The sequence below is a fragment of the Cocleimonas flava genome, assembly GCF_004339015.1.
Lineage (GTDB): Bacteria > Pseudomonadota > Gammaproteobacteria > Thiotrichales > Thiotrichaceae > Cocleimonas > Cocleimonas flava.
Window position 1 is genome coordinate 768,157 of sequence record NZ_SMFQ01000004.1, and the last position, 17,180, is coordinate 785,336.

General features: G+C 40.7%; 18 protein-coding genes. 4 read left to right on the forward strand and 14 right to left on the reverse strand.

Features of this window, described 5'->3' with window-relative positions:
- Nucleotides 1-20 precede the first annotated feature (20 nt).
- Entirely contained in the window at nucleotides 21-584 is a 564-nt protein-coding gene (locus EV695_RS15205) for a L,D-transpeptidase (protein WP_131906822.1), read from the forward strand.
- Between the two features lie 53 nt (nucleotides 585-637).
- Here the strand turns inward: EV695_RS15205 and pgsA are convergent, their stop codons facing one another.
- The 6 genes from pgsA to EV695_RS15235 all read right to left on the reverse strand — a co-directional run bounded on the left by pgsA (nucleotide 638) and on the right by EV695_RS15235 (nucleotide 6,337).
- Nucleotides 638-1,189 (reverse strand): CDP-diacylglycerol--glycerol-3-phosphate 3-phosphatidyltransferase, encoded by a 552-nt coding sequence (gene pgsA / locus EV695_RS15210; RefSeq protein WP_131906823.1) that lies wholly within the window; start codon nucleotides 1,187-1,189, stop codon nucleotides 638-640.
- Nucleotides 1,190-1,231: 42 nt separating this feature from the next.
- Nucleotides 1,232-3,172 carry an excinuclease ABC subunit UvrC gene (gene uvrC, locus EV695_RS15215; protein ID WP_131906824.1) on the reverse strand — a complete coding sequence of 647 codons (1,941 nt, stop codon included), beginning with the start codon at nucleotides 3,170-3,172 and terminating at the stop codon, nucleotides 1,232-1,234.
- A gap of 215 nt (nucleotides 3,173-3,387) precedes the next feature.
- On the reverse strand, nucleotides 3,388-4,356 hold the full coding sequence (locus EV695_RS15220) for a beta-ketoacyl-ACP synthase III (protein WP_131906825.1): 969 nt from the start codon (nucleotides 4,354-4,356) through the stop codon (nucleotides 3,388-3,390).
- A gap of 63 nt (nucleotides 4,357-4,419) precedes the next feature.
- On the reverse strand, nucleotides 4,420-5,436 hold the full coding sequence (gene plsX, locus EV695_RS15225; protein ID WP_131906826.1) for a phosphate acyltransferase PlsX: 1,017 nt from the start codon (nucleotides 5,434-5,436) through the stop codon (nucleotides 4,420-4,422).
- 87 nt (nucleotides 5,437-5,523) lie between these two features.
- The gene (gene rpmF / locus EV695_RS15230; RefSeq protein WP_131906827.1) at nucleotides 5,524-5,727 is read right to left on the reverse strand and encodes a 50S ribosomal protein L32; all 204 of its coding nucleotides are present in this window, start codon (nucleotides 5,725-5,727) and stop codon (nucleotides 5,524-5,526) included.
- Between the two features lie 58 nt (nucleotides 5,728-5,785).
- Nucleotides 5,786-6,337 (reverse strand): YceD family protein, encoded by a 552-nt coding sequence (locus EV695_RS15235; RefSeq protein ID WP_131906828.1) that lies wholly within the window; start codon nucleotides 6,335-6,337, stop codon nucleotides 5,786-5,788.
- A 155-nt stretch (nucleotides 6,338-6,492) separates the two neighbouring features.
- Between EV695_RS15235 and EV695_RS15240 the strand changes: the two genes are divergently transcribed.
- Together EV695_RS15240 and EV695_RS15245 are read left to right on the forward strand one after the other, a co-directional pair.
- A complete protein-coding gene (locus EV695_RS15240; protein WP_131906829.1) occupies nucleotides 6,493-7,086 on the forward strand; it encodes a Maf family protein in 594 nt (197 codons plus the stop codon).
- 130 nt (nucleotides 7,087-7,216) lie between these two features.
- On the forward strand, nucleotides 7,217-7,729 hold the full coding sequence (locus EV695_RS15245) for a hypothetical protein (protein ID WP_165874727.1): 513 nt from the start codon (nucleotides 7,217-7,219) through the stop codon (nucleotides 7,727-7,729).
- Between the two features lie 120 nt (nucleotides 7,730-7,849).
- Here the strand turns inward: EV695_RS15245 and EV695_RS15250 are convergent, their stop codons facing one another.
- From EV695_RS15250 to miaB, 7 genes are all read right to left on the reverse strand, one after another.
- Nucleotides 7,850-8,599: a Nif3-like dinuclear metal center hexameric protein gene (locus EV695_RS15250; protein WP_131906831.1), complete on the reverse strand. Its 750-nt coding sequence runs from the start codon at nucleotides 8,597-8,599 to the stop codon at nucleotides 7,850-7,852.
- A 3-nt stretch (nucleotides 8,600-8,602) separates the two neighbouring features.
- Nucleotides 8,603-10,195 (reverse strand): apolipoprotein N-acyltransferase, encoded by a 1,593-nt coding sequence (gene lnt / locus EV695_RS15255; protein ID WP_131906832.1) that lies wholly within the window; start codon nucleotides 10,193-10,195, stop codon nucleotides 8,603-8,605.
- 10 nt (nucleotides 10,196-10,205) lie between these two features.
- Entirely contained in the window at nucleotides 10,206-11,048 is an 843-nt protein-coding gene (locus EV695_RS15260) for an HlyC/CorC family transporter (protein WP_131906833.1), read from the reverse strand.
- A complete protein-coding gene (gene ybeY, locus EV695_RS15265; RefSeq protein ID WP_243651657.1) occupies nucleotides 11,045-11,590 on the reverse strand; it encodes an rRNA maturation RNase YbeY in 546 nt (181 codons plus the stop codon). The genes EV695_RS15260 and ybeY overlap by 4 nt, the downstream gene beginning before the upstream one ends.
- A gap of 59 nt (nucleotides 11,591-11,649) precedes the next feature.
- Entirely contained in the window at nucleotides 11,650-12,678 is a 1,029-nt protein-coding gene (locus EV695_RS15270; protein WP_131907091.1) for a PhoH family protein, read from the reverse strand.
- 268 nt (nucleotides 12,679-12,946) lie between these two features.
- Entirely contained in the window at nucleotides 12,947-13,822 is an 876-nt protein-coding gene (gene ypfJ, locus EV695_RS15275) for a KPN_02809 family neutral zinc metallopeptidase (RefSeq protein ID WP_131906834.1), read from the reverse strand.
- Nucleotides 13,823-13,898: 76 nt separating this feature from the next.
- Nucleotides 13,899-15,362, reverse strand: a complete 1,464-nt coding sequence (miaB, locus tag EV695_RS15280; RefSeq protein ID WP_165874728.1) for a tRNA (N6-isopentenyl adenosine(37)-C2)-methylthiotransferase MiaB — start codon at nucleotides 15,360-15,362, stop codon at nucleotides 13,899-13,901.
- A gap of 215 nt (nucleotides 15,363-15,577) precedes the next feature.
- Here miaB and EV695_RS15285 point away from each other — a divergent pair, with 215 nt between their 5' ends.
- Entirely contained in the window at nucleotides 15,578-16,432 is an 855-nt protein-coding gene (locus EV695_RS15285; protein ID WP_131906836.1) for an SH3 domain-containing protein, read from the forward strand.
- 149 nt (nucleotides 16,433-16,581) lie between these two features.
- Here the strand turns inward: EV695_RS15285 and ssb are convergent, their stop codons facing one another.
- Nucleotides 16,582-17,088 carry a single-stranded DNA-binding protein gene (gene ssb, locus EV695_RS15290; protein ID WP_131906837.1) on the reverse strand — a complete coding sequence of 169 codons (507 nt, stop codon included), beginning with the start codon at nucleotides 17,086-17,088 and terminating at the stop codon, nucleotides 16,582-16,584.
- Between the last annotated feature and the right edge of the window lie 92 nt (nucleotides 17,089-17,180).

Genomic DNA, 17,180 nt, shown 5'->3' on the forward strand with positions numbered 1-17,180 from the left:
CGTTACATACCATTTAAACGATGAGCGCTGTTAAGCCCGATAGTCTAGCTTTGTTACCAATGCTTGATGAGCTGAAGCAGCGCTTTCCTGACTCCCCTCACGACCTTCTAATCGTTGTTTCTGCAACGCGTCAGCAATTAATTCTAATTAAAAACCACAAAGTTATTTCCAGCTATTCCATATCTACCGCAGAAGCAGGTCTAGGTAATTTATCAGGCAGCTTTAAAACACCATTAGGCGTGCACAAAATTGATGAAAAAATTGGTGAAGGCGCTGAGTTAGGTACAATATTCAAAGCACGTAAAAACACCCAAAAGATCGTAAAAATTCTCAAAAAACCGGATGAGAAAAGTGATGGTGATTATATCACTTCACGTATTCTCCGGCTTTCAGGGATGGAACAAGGCGTTAACGCAGGTGGAAACGTTGATAGTCACGATCGATATATTTATATTCACGGCACAGACGAAGAAGGCCGCTTAGGTACACCGGCATCTCATGGCTGTGTTCGCATGGGAAATCAAGAAATCATAGACCTTTTCGATCAAGTAGAAGTAGGTACTCTGGTGAATATCGTTGAATGAAGGGTAATTTAAACATTTAATACACCCCTCTACTTTCAGGCACTTTTTTTAATTTATTTCTCTGTGTTTCCTGATGAAAATGCCGATTGTAAATATTGCACCATCGAAACAACAGTCAATACCGTCGCGATCACAAGGAAAACCAGTCCGACTTCTCTAAGTGGGAGTCCCCACAAGTCCTGGTTATACAACAAAAAGATTAACGATAATATTTGGGTAACGGCTTTAACCTTGCCAATATAAGCCACTGCAACTTTACTTCGCTGGCCTGTTTCTGCCATCCACTCTCTAAGCGCTGATATTGTAATCTCACGAGAGATAATCAGAACGGAAGCCATGGTTATCCACATCGTGCCTTCGCGTTCTACAATCAACAGTAAGGCTACAGCGACGAGGAGTTTGTCCGCTACTGGATCAAGAAAAGCACCAAACCGTGATTCCTGATTATATTTTCGAGCCAAATAGCCATCAATAAAATCTGTCAGGCCTGCCAAACCAAATATGGTAGATGCAGTAAGTGGCATATCCAGATAGAAAAACAAAACCACCAAAGGAATCGCAAGTATTCTCAGTATTGTAAGAAAAATAGGTAGATTAAAAGTCACGGTTACCTTTATAAATTGGGTGTTTGTTGGGTTTCATATAAATCATTCAGAATGAAATACATCATAAATCTTTTGAGCCAGTTTCGCACTAATTCCATTGACCTTACTTAACTCTTCCACACTTGCTCTGGTGATCGCTCTAATTCCACCAAAACGTTTTAATAAATCCTGGCGCCGCTTTGGGCCCAAGCCTTCAATACCTTCCAGAGGAGAAGTATTTCTCGTCTTTTTACGTCTTTGTCGATGCCCACTTATGGCAAATCGATGCGCTTCATCTCGTACCTGCTGTATTAAATGCAGCGCACTTGAATGTGCAGGCAACATTATTTTCTCTTTCACCGATGAAACGCCGTCCTCCTGCGAAAGTACCGTTAATGTATCCATATCCTGACGACGCCCTTCACCTTTGGTCACGCCAATTATCTCAACACCGCTTATTTGCAATTTATTGAGTACGTCAACGGCTTGTGTAACCTGACCTTTACCCCCATCAATAAAGAGTATATCAGGTAGCTTGCTGTCTTTTTCTATGGCCTTCTTATAACGTCTTTCTAAAGCCTGATGCATCGCGGCATAATCATCGCCACCTACAATTCCACTGATATTATATCGTCGGTATTCGGACTTGATTGCACCTTCCAGACCAAACACTACGCAAGAAGCCACCGTTGCTTCACCCATCATGTGACTGATATCAAAACACTCCATGCGTGCAGGTATATAATCCAGACCCAGCTCTTCCTGAAGCGCCAATACACGTTTTTGAACACCTGCTTTAGATGCCAAATGCGTAGACAAGGCATGCTGAGCATTTCTTGCTGCCATGTCTACCCAGCGTTGTCGATCTCCTCGGAGCTTATAAGCCAAAGTCACTTTCTTTTCAGCTTTCAGTGACAGCATCTCTTCCAGTGGTTCATTATCTTCAGGTTTGTGACTCAATAAGATCTCAGAGGGAATTTCACGCGAGATGTAATACTGGGAAAGAAATGAAGAAAGAATTCTTTTTTCAGGGCTGATAATATCCGATTCTTTCTTATCCTCTCCCTTGCCTTTCTCTCCCTTAGCTTCTTTAAAAAAAGTAGGCAACTTAGGAAAAAAATTCTTATTACCCAAATTGTGCCCATTTCTAATCGTTAACACTTGAACACTGGCAATATTAGAAGCGAACTGCAATGCAATCACATCCACACTAGACTGACCGACACTAATACTTTGCTGTTGAGACACCTGTCGCAATTGTTCTATCTGATCACGGTAGTTAGCAGCCTGTTCAAAATTTAATTCATTCGAAGCCTTATCCATCAATTCTACTAATTCTTCAATAACCTGCTGGCTCTTACCTTGAAGAAACTTAATGGTATGACTAACTCCCTGCTTTTTATATTCTTCTTCGGATATTTCATTTGTACAGGGTGCTGTGCAACGTTTGATTTGATATTGCAGACAAGGCCGCGAACGATTACTGAAATAACTATTTTCACATTGTCGCACCTGAAACAGTTTCTGCAACAAAGCGAGGGTTTCACGCACTGCACCTGCGCTTGGATAAGGTCCAAAGTACTGTCCTTTCCCTTTTTTAGCACCACGGTGAAATGTTAAACGCGGGTATTTATGCTTAGACAGATAAATATACGGATAACTTTTATCATCTCGAAGCAAGATGTTATAACGAGGCTGATGTTTTTTGATTAAATTACTTTCGAGCAATAGGGCTTCAGCTTCCGTCGCAGTAATCGTTACCTGTACGTCTCGAATCTGCTTGACCATTGAATAGGTCCGAGAGTTTACGATGTTTCCACGAAAATAACTGGATACTCGATTTTTGAGATCTTTTGCTTTTCCCACATAGAGGATTTTTTCATCCTCCGAAATCATGCGATATACGCCGGGTTTATGTGGAACTGTTTTTAAGAAAGACTTACTGTCAAAGGTTTGACTACCTTCTTCGTGATTTTCAGCATCTTGATTAGGATCGTTCGTCATATAATTTATAAGAAGATATTAATAACTAGCGGTGAAACAACAAAAAACCAAGAAGAGTCGTGAGTGTTACAACAATGGAAAAATCATAATAACTTACTAAACAGAAGCATCATAATAGCAAACGAAGAGCACTCAATAAGAAACAACTCGCGAAGCACAAATACCAATTCCGTTTATCGCAGATCGAGCTATCATTAATTAGCTGGAATAACCTTTTAAAACTTAATGAGCGCAGAACCCCAGGTGAAACCACCACCAAAGGCCTCTAGCAGAATAACCTCACCGCGCTTGATGCGTCCATCACGAACTGCCACATCTAAGGCTAGCGGAACAGACGCTGCAGAGGTATTACCATGCTCATGCACAGTAACAACAACTCGATCCATTGGCATCTTAAGCTTTTTAGCTGTCGCTTTTATAATGCGAATATTAGCCTGATGTGGCACTAACCAATCGATATCAGACTTTTCCATATTATTGTATTCAAGTGTTTCGTCAACAATACGGCCAAGCGTATTCACCGCCACACGAAAAACTTCATTACCTTTCATTTGCACAAAAGCCCCACCAGAATCCATCAAGGCTTTGTTTTTAGAGACACCAGCTGTGGTATTGAGTAAGTTCTCATACTTACCATCAGCATGTAGATGAGTAGAAAGAATACCATCCTCTTCCTCAGTTGCTTCTAAAACCACAGCTCCAGCGCCATCTGCAAATAAAATACAGGTTCCTCTGTCGGTCCAGTCGATAATATTGGAGAATTTTTCCGCACCGATAACCAACGCACATTTATGAGAGCCACTTTTAATAAACTTATCAGCAACGCCTAATGCATAAACGAAGCCTGTACAAACAGCCTGTATATCAAAAGCCGCACAGCCGCTAATACCTAATTTTTTTTGTAATAGGCACGCAGTACTTGGGAAAATGAGATCAGGAGTGGTTGTAGCAAATACAATAAGATCAATATCATCAACCGTTTTACCCGCCATTTCCATGGCTTTTAAGACGGCTTTTTCAGCAAGATCACAAGTCGTTTCATCCGCTGCTGCAATATGACGTTTTTCGATACCTGTGCGCTCTACAATCCAGTCATGCGTGGTATCAACCATCTTTTCAAGATCATGGTTGGTTAATACCTTTTCAGGTAAGTAACTACCTGTGCCTGTGATTTTAGAATTCATCCTGTATCCTATTATTTTCTCTATTTTATTTGGTTACTATATTACTACAGACATATTAAAGAACTAATCGACTAAATGTTTTTGCAGTTGCTCTTCTATTTTATCAGGTACTTTTTCGATAACCGCTTTTCGCGCAATCCCTATCGCGTTAGCAAAAGCGACATCATCCGCCCCACCATGACTTTTTATCACAATACCTTTCAAGCCCAGAAAGCTGGCACCATTATAGCGCCTGTGATCAAAACGTTGACGGAACGATTTAAGAACCGGATAAGACACCAAAGCTGCAATTTTGGTAAATATAGATTTGGTATAGCCTGCTTTAATTTCTTGTGAAAGCATTTTTGCCAGGCCTTCAGAGGTTTTCAGTGCAACATTACCCACGAAACCATCACAAACGATGACATCAACTTCGCCATGAAAGATATCATTACCTTCCACAAAGCCAATATAATTAAAACCACCATCTTGTAATTGTTTATGTGCAGCTTTTACCTGCTCATTACCCTTCATATCTTCAGAGCCGATATTGAGCAAACCCACACGCGGTTTTTCAACACCATCAATAGCCGTTGCTAGCTCTGAACCCATAATAGCAAACTGATATAAATGTTCTGAAGTTGAGTCAATATTAGCACCAAGATCCAACACATAAGTGTGACCCGATGCGGCAGGTATTGGCGCACAAATAGCTGGACGATCGATGCCTTTCAATGTTCGCAGAACAAAACGGCCAGTGGCCATTAAAGCACCAGTATTACCAGCACTTACAGCAGCATCAGCAGACTCATCTTTAACAAGATTAATCGCTACGCGCATTGATGAGTCTTTTTTACCGCGTAAGGCCAAAGCGGGTGACTCATTCATCAACACGACTTCAGATGCGTGTTGAACCTTTATTCTTTCGTTAGGTTCCTGATTATGCTTTCTTAACTCATCTAATATTTTAGATTCATCGCCAACCAGGATTAGAGCGGTATCATTGTATTCTTTTAAAAATAACAATGCTGCAGGTATTGCAGCTGATAAGCCGTTGTCTCCGCTCATTGTATCTATTGCAATACGATGTAACTCTGTCATTAACGTGCAAACCTTTTATGTTTTATATACAAAAAATCGCGAGTCTATGCCCGCGATTTTAATGTTCAATATGGTAAAACACAATTTTTACTCGTCATCATCCTCGTCTTCTACTTCTACTGCAGAAGCGATAACTTGACGACCACGGTAAAATCCGTCTGGTGTCATATGATGACGCAAATGAGTCTCACCAGAAACTGGATCAACAGATAATGTAGGATTCGATAAAGAATCGTGAGAGCGACGCTGTCCTCTTCTTGAACGCGTTACTTTACTTTTTTGAACTGCCATGAGTTACTCCAATACGTAAAAAAAATTAATAAATACAATATTTATCAACTCTAGTTTCTTAATTAAGTTTTATATCTTTTAAAGCAGCAAAAGGGTTATCTTTCTCTTTCTGCTCATCATTATATTCATCTTCAGGTAAAGCTTCGATCAATCTTCTTGCTGGTTCACATTCATCGTGTGCTATCACTAAAGGCATTGCCAGTAATAATTCATCTTCGATGAAGTCTTTTAAAACCAGTGTTTGGTCTTCTACCAACCAAATATCAAAACTATCCTGCAATCTTTCTGCCTGCGCATCGCTTCCAACCAGCACTACTTCAGTCTGAGTTTCAACGGTTAACGCTGTAGCATCAAGACATCGATTACATATCATTTGCATTTCTGCTGTAATCTGTCCTTTGATAACAGGTAAACCTGTTTCGTTTCGGGCGAACTCTAAATCCACCTTAACGAGTTTTTCGTTAGTCTCAGATTCACTCTTATAAAGTAAATCTTTAAGGCGAGGAAAATCACTTAAAGGCATTCTGCCTTCGAACTGACGACCCTGTTCTACTAGTTTGAATGGGTCTACCTCAACCGGTAAACGTTGTATTTGACTGTTATCCGACATAAGAGCGGAATTATATTAAGCATATACCCCTGCTGTAAAGTATTATTAATACTATTACGATGTTTTTATTTACTTCTTTATTTTATACGCTAACGCTAAAATACGATTCCAACCGTAATTATCATAAATTTTACACCAGAGTCTTTTAAAAAATCATGCCAGATAAGCAACAAAAACCCCTCATTTTAGGTTCTACCTCACCCTTCCGCAAAGAACTACTGGAAAGGTTAAGGCTCGATTTCAGCACTGACTCACCTGATATCGATGAGACCCCATTACAAGACGAGACTCCGGAAGACTATGTGATTCGCCTGTCTCTGGAAAAAGCAAAAGCAGTTGCAACAAGGCATGACGATGCCTTGATCATTGCATCAGACCAGTGTTCAGTTTTAAATGGCGAAATTAGAGGCAAGCCAGGCAATCATCAGAACGCAGTCACACAATTAACAGAAAGCTCCGGCAACCGGGTGAGCTTCCTCACTGGTCTTTGCCTTTATGATTGCAGCGACCAGAGCTATCAACTAGAAATGGTACCTTTTCATGTTGATTTTCGTGATCTGTCTGCAAGAGAAATAGAATCATACCTTCAGGCAGAGCAACCCTATGGCTGCGCTGGCAGTTTTAAATCTGAAGGATTAGGGGTAACCTTATTCAAACGATTAGAAGGTGAAGACCCATCATCCTTGATAGGCCTACCTTTAATTAAACTTTCTGAAATGCTGCGAATTAAAGGGTTTCTTTTACCCTGAAATAACAATCTGGAATTGCAATAGGTTCACGCCATTCCGACAAACTGAACGGTGTATTCAGGTAAGGTTCAGTTAAAATCAGATATTGTTGATGCATACAAATTTGGCAACCCACCAAATAATACTAATAATGATAATGAAATTAAACAAACCCTTAAATACAGCAATAGCTTTACTATTAACTGTATCTGCATTTTCTACAGCTCACGCAGCGTCGGATAATACAGAAATAACACTATCTCATACTTACGCCCCTTATGTGAATTTCACAGGGACAGCACCTGGTGCGTCACGTTTTTACGACAATGGCGATGTATTGAATTTTATCTTTCCAGTTCAAGTAAATCTGGGAACGATGGGACTTGCATCAAATGTATCGGGAGATTGTGATTTAGACTTTTCTACACAGAATAATTTCAAACTTCGTCACACAGTGAACAATGATGATTTAGCGAATTATAGAATCATTTATAGAACGGTGACTTTTGAAGAGACAAGCAATCCTCAGCTAAGCATTCCATGTAATACAAATCCAACTGATTTAGATTTTATTCTTGTTGGATGGTCTTTGGCTGGGTTTGATGCGTTTATTCCGGCTGGTATCTACAGAGATGTCGTGACCGTAACCGTAACCACACAATAAATCTCTTTTTAAACATATCAGAACGTAATAAATAGAACTAAACAGGACTATTTAAAGTTACTTAGATAGTACTTCTAACTCATTACTCTATAAGTCACCCCCCTACTTTGAGGCGTTTTTTTAAGCAGGGTTATCGATATCCACAAATTCATAGAGTAAGCCAAATTTAGCAGCAACATGCTCTCCCAATGCCTGCACACCATAACGTTCGGTCGCATGATGACCCGCCGCTATATAATGAACACCATTTTCACGCGCTGTATGCGTGGTATGTTCTGAAATCTCACCGCTGATATAAGCATCGACCCCTGCCTTGGCGGCTTTATCAATATATCCCTGCGCACCACCAGTACACCAGGCAACTCTTCTGATAGCATGGTCACCTGCATTTATCAGCATCGGCTTACGCCCCAGTTTCTTTTCGATACTTTGTCCCAGCTCTTCAAGACTCATATATTCTTCTAAACGACCATAATTACCAACGCCTTGTCCATCCATCACATCTTCCATGTGAATATCCAATACTTTGGCTAGCTGAGCATTATTACCAAGTTCAGGATGAGCATCTAAAGGCAAATGATACGCGAGTAGATTTATATCATGTTCCATCAATAACTTGAGTCGTTTATGCTTCATGCCGATTATTCTTGGGTCTTCTTTATCCCAGAACCAACCATGATGAACGAGTATGGCATCGGCTTCTTTTTCAATGGCAGCTTCAATGAATGCCTGAGTCGCAGAAACACCCATGACTATTTTCTTCAGCTTTTCTTTACCCTGAACTTGCAGGCCATTTGGTGCGTAATCCTTGAATGCATCAACGTCGAGTAATTCATGAATATATTGAGCAACATTCTTTATCGTAGCCATTGTTTAAATTTCCCTTTTCCAGCTTATGCCTAGTAGTAAAATGACACTTAAGATGCCAATAATCAACCAATTTCCCCAACGCACATAAGGCGTCATACCAACAAATGGCTGAACTTTGCCTGTAATGATACTTTTAGTATTTAATGGCGCAGTTTCAATTAACTCGCCTTTTTCATTAATTATTCCCGATGGTCCCGTGGTTGTAGAACGCACCATATAGCGCCCTGTTTCCAACGCTCTCATTCTGGCTATTTGCATGTGTTGTTGCGGCTCTAAAGACCCCGTAAACCAGCCATCATGCGTTACATTTATTAACATAGTTGCCAGCGGCAAGGATTGAATAATCTCAGAACCAAATGCATCTTCGTAGCAAATTGTCATTTGGGCAATCTGGTCACCAATATTCAGTGTGCCGTTATTCACGCCCGGGGTTATATTGTCGTAAGGCAATTGAATCCATTTACTCAACCAGCGAATGTACTCTAATAAAGGCGTATATTCTCCAAAGGGCACCAGATGTCGTTTGGAATATATTTCCCGATTATCCGCAGAGACTGCCAATACGCTATTCTCTACTCCCTGATTTTCATTGATATAAAAGCCACCAATCAGTATGGTTTTATTAGTATTAGCAATTGATTTTTGTAATGGCTGAATGAGTGATTCCATGTGCCGATCAAATGAGTCGAATAAGCCCGTTTCCGGCCAAACGATCAAATCACTGCCCATGCTTTTCAACGTCATACTGCGATAAAGATCTATCGAGGGTATCAAGTTATCGCGATTCAATTTTTCAAGCTGAGAAATATTCGACTGAAGCACACTCACTTTCAATGGCTTATCAACTTTCTCTGTCCAGTTTATGTTTTGTAACGCAAACGCACTACTCACCAACAGCACAATAATTAGCGCCGATAAAATTCGAATAGATGAACCAAAACGTTCTTCCACCAAGGCATTATCACTGACAGATTGATGCACAGGGTCAGATTTTATATACACCTGTCGTTGCACTGAATTACCCAGGACGAAACTCAGTAAGGCACCAGCAATAATGACACTCGATAGGCTCACCGCAAATACACCCGCCACTGGAGCAAAAGCTGCAAAAAAAGTATCAATTTGACTATTGCCTAAATAGAGCCAGGGGAATCCCGTGAGAAACCATGAACGAAACCATTCAGCGATCACCCATGACGCCGGATAGAAAATCAGCAATTTTAAGAATAACGGTCTGTACCTAAATAAAGAGGCGAGCAAACCAAAGGAGCCGAGACTCAATAAAGAAACGATCAAGACAAATGCCACTGTAGCCGGTATTGCAACAAACAAAGGAGCATGCGCAAAAAAGTACAAACTATAGAAAGGCCAGGATGCACCTGCACCAAACATGCCTATTCCGTAAAACCAGGACAGCATAAAATACTGCTTTTTGGTTTGCGCTTTGCTTAAGGAATAAAACAAGATGGCAGGACTAAACCACGCCAACGGATAAATATTAAAAGGGGAAAATGCAAAAACCAGCATCGCGCCTGCAAGCAATACGAGCAAGTAATTCCATTTAGATAAATGTGATTGAATCCCAGGCAGCTTCATACTTTTATTCTTATAACTTCTCTAATCTTCGTACTTCTACCAATTGTATTCTGCGGCCATCACTGCGTAATATTTTGAAGGAAAACTTATTCAGCTTCACTTCCTCGCCCTGCCTTGGTATCTTGCCCGCTTTTTGTGAAATCAAGCCGCCCAAGGTGTCATATTGATCCAATGGCATATCACAATTAAAATATTCATTGAATTCTTCTAGCTCAGTGCTCGCCTGAATCGTATATCTGCCATCACTTTGCGCCAGAATATTCTTCTTTTCGTCGACATCATCATGTTCGTCATCGATATCACCGACGATCTGTTCCAGAACATCCTCGATGGTTACCAATCCTGAAGTTCCTGAATATTCATCGACTACCATCGCCATGTGGTTGCGACTATTTCTAAACTGGCTTAGCAGTGTATTGAGTTTTTGGCTTTCAGGCACAAACGAAGGCGGCCTGATAATGTCATCAATATCGAAACTTTCCTCATCGCCGACATATTTCAGCAGGTCTTTGGCGAGCAAAATGCCTTCAACATCATCTTTGTTTTCATCAATGACCGGAAAACGTGAGTGCCCTGCCTTCATCACCGTTTTTAAAATATCGTGATAGCTGTCATTCAGGTGTAAAAAACCAATATTGGCACGCGGAATCATAATATCGCGCACTTGAAGATTATCCACCTGCAGAACACCTTCAAGCATTCCCAAAGATTCAGATGAAATAATATTATTTTTTTGTGATTGTCTTAGCTCAGCAACTAACTCCTCCTGATCTATGACACTGGTATCTATCGTGCTTCTCAACCATTTATGAAGCCACGGTCGCGCTTTAATTTTTTTATCTTCTTGATTCATGAGTAAGGGTTCTTAAATCCCAATTTATCTAACGTTTTTATTTCCAAAGCTTCCATTAATTCAGCTTCATCATCTTCTATATGATCATAGCCTTGCAGGTGCAACACACCATGTACAATCAAATGTGCCCAATGTTGCTTTGCTGTTTTATTTTGCTCTTTCGCTTCTCTATTCACAACACTTTCGCAAACCACCAGATCTCCTAAATGAACAGGTTGATCTTGGAGCTCTGGAATCGCCAAGAGTTCCTCTGGAAACTCATAAGGAAATGAAAGAATATTAGTGGTACTAGGTTTTTCTCGATAGGTCTGATTTAACGCTAACCCCTCTTCATCATCAACCACACGAACAACTAAAGTCACCCCCCCACTTTCAAGCAGTTTTTTTTGTTCGGCAACTCCTGATTGCAAGGCACTGGCACTCCAGGATTCCAACTCTTCTATCGAAGGAATCGATGAGTAATTGCAGGGATTTTGCAGCTCCACCTCGACATTTATGCTGGGCATATCATCAACAGACGGTAATTTTTCAGAAATCTTCATGACTCAATTTAACTATTTTTTAAGATTGCTTTAACTGTCGCACTATCAGCAACGGTTTATTAAGCCTCATACTTTTCATATAGATCAACAATGCGCTGAACCAGACTGTGCCTGACAACATCTTTAGATTCAAAAAAGGAAAATCGTATTTCTTTAACCCCTTGAAGAATGTCAATTACATGCTTTAAACCAGAACGTTGATTATTCGGCAAATCAATTTGAGTGATATCACCCGTAACAACAACGGTTGAACCAAAGCCAATACGGGTTAAAAACATTTTCATTTGTTCAGCGGTGGTGTTCTGTGCTTCATCCATGATGATAAAAGAATCATTCAACGTACGGCCACGCATATAAGCCAATGGTGCAACTTCAATGACGTTCTTTTCTATCAGTTTATCGACTTTTTCAAAGCCCAGCATCTCGTAAAGTGCGTCATACATCGGACGTAAATAAGGGTCAACTTTTTGTGATAAATCACCCGGTAAAAATCCGAGCTTTTCACCCGCTTCAACAGCAGGTCTTACCAGCACGATGCGTCTTACTTCATCTCGCTCCAAAGCTTCTACGGCACAAGCAACAGCAAGGTAGGTCTTACCCGTCCCTGCAGGGCCGATACCAAATGTTAAATCGTGTGTTTGAATACTGCGGATATAAAAGTTCTGATTCGGACCACGACCACGCAATAAACCACGCTTGGTTCTGATTGTAGCTGTGACACTCGCGTCTTTATTAGGATCGACCTTGCCGTCGCCATCTAGCACCGCTTCTGAGTGATTTGATTCCTGCAAAAACAAATGAATTTTTTCAGGAGCCAATTGCTCCGTAGCCGTTAAATCGTAAAGCTCTTGTAACAGATTAATCGTTTTCTGAATTTGTAACGGCAACCCTGAAATAGTGAAATCGAAGGCGCGATTACTCACGATCACATCAAAATGTTTTTCTATTTGATGCAAGTGCTGATCAAACTGACCACACAAATTTGTCAGTCGTTGATTGTCTTCTGGTTCAAGGTGTAAAGAAAGGGAGTGACGATTAGAGTCAGTGACGTGCTTAGAGCCGTCTGCAGGTGAAGCTGCTTTTGTTATGTTCAAATGAGGTTATTTTTCCGTTTCATAGTTTTATTCAAAAATTTATTCTAGCATGAATAAACCAAGTCAGAGAAACTATACAGGGGGATTTATACGAAATTCTTATGAAAAAGGGCTGTAAGTAGGGGGGTGCCATTATCATAATGGCTCTCAAGCACTTTTTTAGAAAGGCAAATACAGACTGAATAATGCATAAAGACCAGACTCTAACAATCAGAGCCTTGTCTTTATGATTAATAAATTTGAGCTTTGAGAACTTTTAGCTTTAACCACCAAAGGTTTGACAATCTTGAACCCGACCGTTTTTCACACCTCGAGCAAACCATTCAACGCGTTGTTTTGAACTACCGTGAGTAAACGTATGCGGAATTGCAAACCCTTGAGCCTGCTTTTGCAATCGGTCATCACCAATGGAGGCAGCAGCGGTAAGCGCTTCTTCCAGATCACCTGGTTCTAACGCTTTAAATTGCTTTTGCACGTGATTCGCCCAAACACCTGCATAACAGTCAGCTTGAAGTTCAACACGAACCTGCAATTGATTCTTGTCATTTCCGGTAACGCGATGTTTAGCCGTTTCAACTTTATCCAGCGTACCTTCAAGATTTTGAATGTGATGCCCTACTTCATGCGCAAGCACATAAGCACGAGCAAAATCACCACCTGCTCCATGCTTGTTCTTCAAATCATCAAAAAAACCCATGTCGACATAAATCTTTGTATCGGCAGGACAATAGAATGGCCCCATACGCGAACTTGCAGGACCACAACCACTGCTGGTTGAGCCTGTATATAAAACCAATTCCGGCACTGGGTAACGTTGCCCTGCCTGAGCAAAAATCTTAGCCCATACTGTTTCTATATCACCATGAACGGTTTTGATAAATGCCGCATCTTCACTATTAGGATCAATATCACTTGAGCTAGAACTGCCACCCATGCCTAATAATGATGGACCGATAAAGTAGGCTGCAGCGCCAATGCCTACTACTGCGATTCCAAGTTTCGAGCGTAATAATGGCTTAACTATCGGCCATAAAAACATTAATGTACCGATTGAAGGCAATCCTCTTCCGCCTCCACCACCGCTGCGACCACGTCTATCATCAACATGTGTGCTTTGTTTTCTATCACGCCATTTCATACCTGGAACCTTTGTTTATTACTTGTAAAGATATTGTAAAGTCATACAAATATACTACTTTTTCTCATTTAGAATTCTAAATCAACGTGCCACGCAAAGAATTTGGTTGTGCTTCAGTTATTTCAACTTCAGCAAAATTCCCGATTAATGACGCATCGCCATCAAAATTCACAATGCGGTTATTTTCAGTTCGACCAGCAACCTGATTTTCACCACGTTTAGAAGCGCGTTCTACCAATACTTTCTGTACAGTGCCAACCATCTTCTGGCTGATTTCCTGTTCCATCTCAGTAATGCGTTGTTGTAAACGGTATAAACGCGTTTTCTTAACCGCATCTGGTACATTATCTTCAAACGATGCCGCAGGTGTTCCCGGACGTGCACTGTAGATAAAGCTAAAGCTTTTATCAAAGCCCACATCTTCGATCAGTTTCATCGTATCTTCGTAGTCTTTATCGGTTTCACCCGGAAAGCCAATAATGAAATCAGACGATAAACTGATATTCGGACGAACCTCTCTAAGCTTACGAATTTTCTGTTTATATTCGATTGCCATGTGCCCGCGCTTCATCGCTGCCAGAATTCTATCTGAGCCACTTTGGATGGGTAGGTGTAAATGGTCAACAAGTTCAGGAACTTCTGCATATGCTTGAATCAGACTATCGCTGAACTCAACCGGATGTGATGTGGTGTAACGAATTCGATCAATACCTTCAACCGCAGCAACGTAATGAATAAGCATTGCCAGATCAGCAATTTCACCATCGTGCATGGTTCCGCGGTAGGCATTTACATTCTGACCGAGTAAATTAATCTCACGAACGCCCTGATTCGCAAGCTCTGCGACTTCAACAATGATGTCATCAAAAGGTCGAGAAATTTCAGTACCGCGTGTGTAAGGCACAACACAAAACGTACAGTATTTACTGCAACCTTCCATGATCGATACAAACGCGCTTACCCCATCTGCCCTTGGTTCTGGCAAGCGATCGAATTTCTCAATTTCAGGGAATGTGGTATCAATAACGAACGACTTATCTCTTTTCGCTTCGGCAACCATTTCAGGCAAACGATGTAAGGTTTGAGGACCAAAAACCACATCCACAACCGGCGCACGATCATGCAAGGCTTTGCCTTCCTGACTCGCCACACAACCACCTACCCCGATAATCACATTAGGGTTTTTCTCTTTGAGTTTTCGCCAGCGACCTAGTTGATGGAATACTTTCTCTTGCGCTTTTTCACGAATCGAACAGGTATTCAATAACAACACATCCGCTTCTTCAGCGTTATCTGTCAATTCCATGCCATTAGCATCATTGAGTACATCAGCCATTTTCGCTGAATCATACTCATTCATCTGACAACCATGTGTCTGGATAAATATCTTTCCGGCTTTCTTGCCTGAAGTATTACTGGTGTCTATGGCTTGTGAATCGACTTGTGTCTCGACTTTTCTACCGACGTCTTTACCTAGGTTTACACCAGCATTTTCATTGATGTTTGTATCTGCCATTTCATTTGGCTCTTTAACGGACATAACTAATTACTATTTAACAAATTGGACGCCCATTATCCGCGATGTTAGCGTTATTGTCATCAAAACCCTAAAAAGCTAATTTTACTATATTTAGCAACAGTTTAGGCCTTATCACTTAAAGTAAACTGTTTGATATATCCTATAGTTTGCGCTAATATGTCCACGGGCTGTATAAATCTTAAGTAGATGTGTACATAAAAAAAGGGGAATTAGCTATGAAGCGCGTATCAATATCGACGCTCATTGTGTTTGCATTAATCACTGTTGATGCGTCCATCACAATGGCTTATGCAAAAACGACAGATAAAAAAATTACAATATTTAAAGTAAACAAAGTCTCACCAAATAACACACTTAAACTTCGTGCGTGGCCGAGCACTAAATCTCGAATCAAACAAAGACTACCTTACAACGCCATAGACCTGACTGAAACAGGCAAGCAACGTGTTGTAAACGGCACTAAGTGGGTGGAAGTTAACTGGAGAAAAGATAAAGGCTGGGTCAATTCTAATTACCTCGTAAAAACGGGGGTGTTGTTAAGACCTAATCCAGCAAACAGTAATGTTGCTGCCGCTTCTAGAAATAATAAATCCATCAACGCACCACAACGCACTGCAAAAGTATTAGCTGCTCCTGTTGAATCACTCAATGATAGACCAGCAGAATATGGTGGAGATCGTTATGATCAACCTGTCGAAGGCGCAGCTACTGAAATGAAGACGGCTTTCGACATAAACGAATCAAACCAGCCTAATGCGAAAATGCTGCTTTGTAATGGTAAAAGCCCTAAGTTGTGGAACATTAAAATGAATGTTGCTAATCGCAATATGAATATCAAATTCGGCAAAAACAAAGCCTTTAATGTACCCATTAACTATCACGCCTGGGCAACACCTAATCAGGTGCGTATGAATATTGGAGGCAACCAGGGACGTAACAATGTAGAAGTTAACCTGGAAAAAACCAATGCTTGTTACAACGGTTTATCAAAAACCCGATTCACCTACGAAGTAAATGCTACGGTAAATCGTGAGTTCTATACGGGATGTTGTGAGGTTGTTGGACAGTAGTTAATAACTCTACAGATCTAAATTCTCTGGATATACTTTAAAAACAATTCAGACAATAAAAAACCCGCTTAAAGCGGGTTTTTTATTGTCTGTTTATATGTACTGGAGAAATGCTATTCAATCTCTACAATCACACCATGAGGTGTTCCCTAGAACGGAATATCATCATCAAAGTTATCAAAATTCTGTGGTGGTGGGGGCGTATTATCACGTGAAGGGGCTTTTTGTGGCGCTCTTTGTGCACCTCTTTCTCCACCGCCGCTACCTTGCTGAGGACGAGACTCTCTTTGTGGAGCTTGATTAAACTCACTGCTTCCACCTGTTCTGCCACCTAGCATTTGCATTTCACGTGCAACGATCTCAGTCGTGTACTTATCAACACCGTTTTGATCTTGCCATTTACGTGTTCTTAAGTTACCTTCGATATAAACCTGAGAACCTTTGCGTAAATATTCGCCAACAATTTCCGCAAGACGATTGAAGAATACCACTCGGTGCCACTCTGTATTTTCTTTCTTCTCGCCACTCGCTTTATCTTTCCACGAATCTGTCGTTGCAATACTTATATTGGTTACTGCACCGCCACTAGGCATGTATTTTACTTCTGGGTCTTGACCCAAATTTCCGACAAGAATGACTTTATTAATGCTGGCCATATTATTACTTTCCTTTTCTAATTAATTTCTAAGAATCCAAAATCTGGATAGTTCTTGGTACATCTCAAACTTCGCATAAAGTATCTTAATAT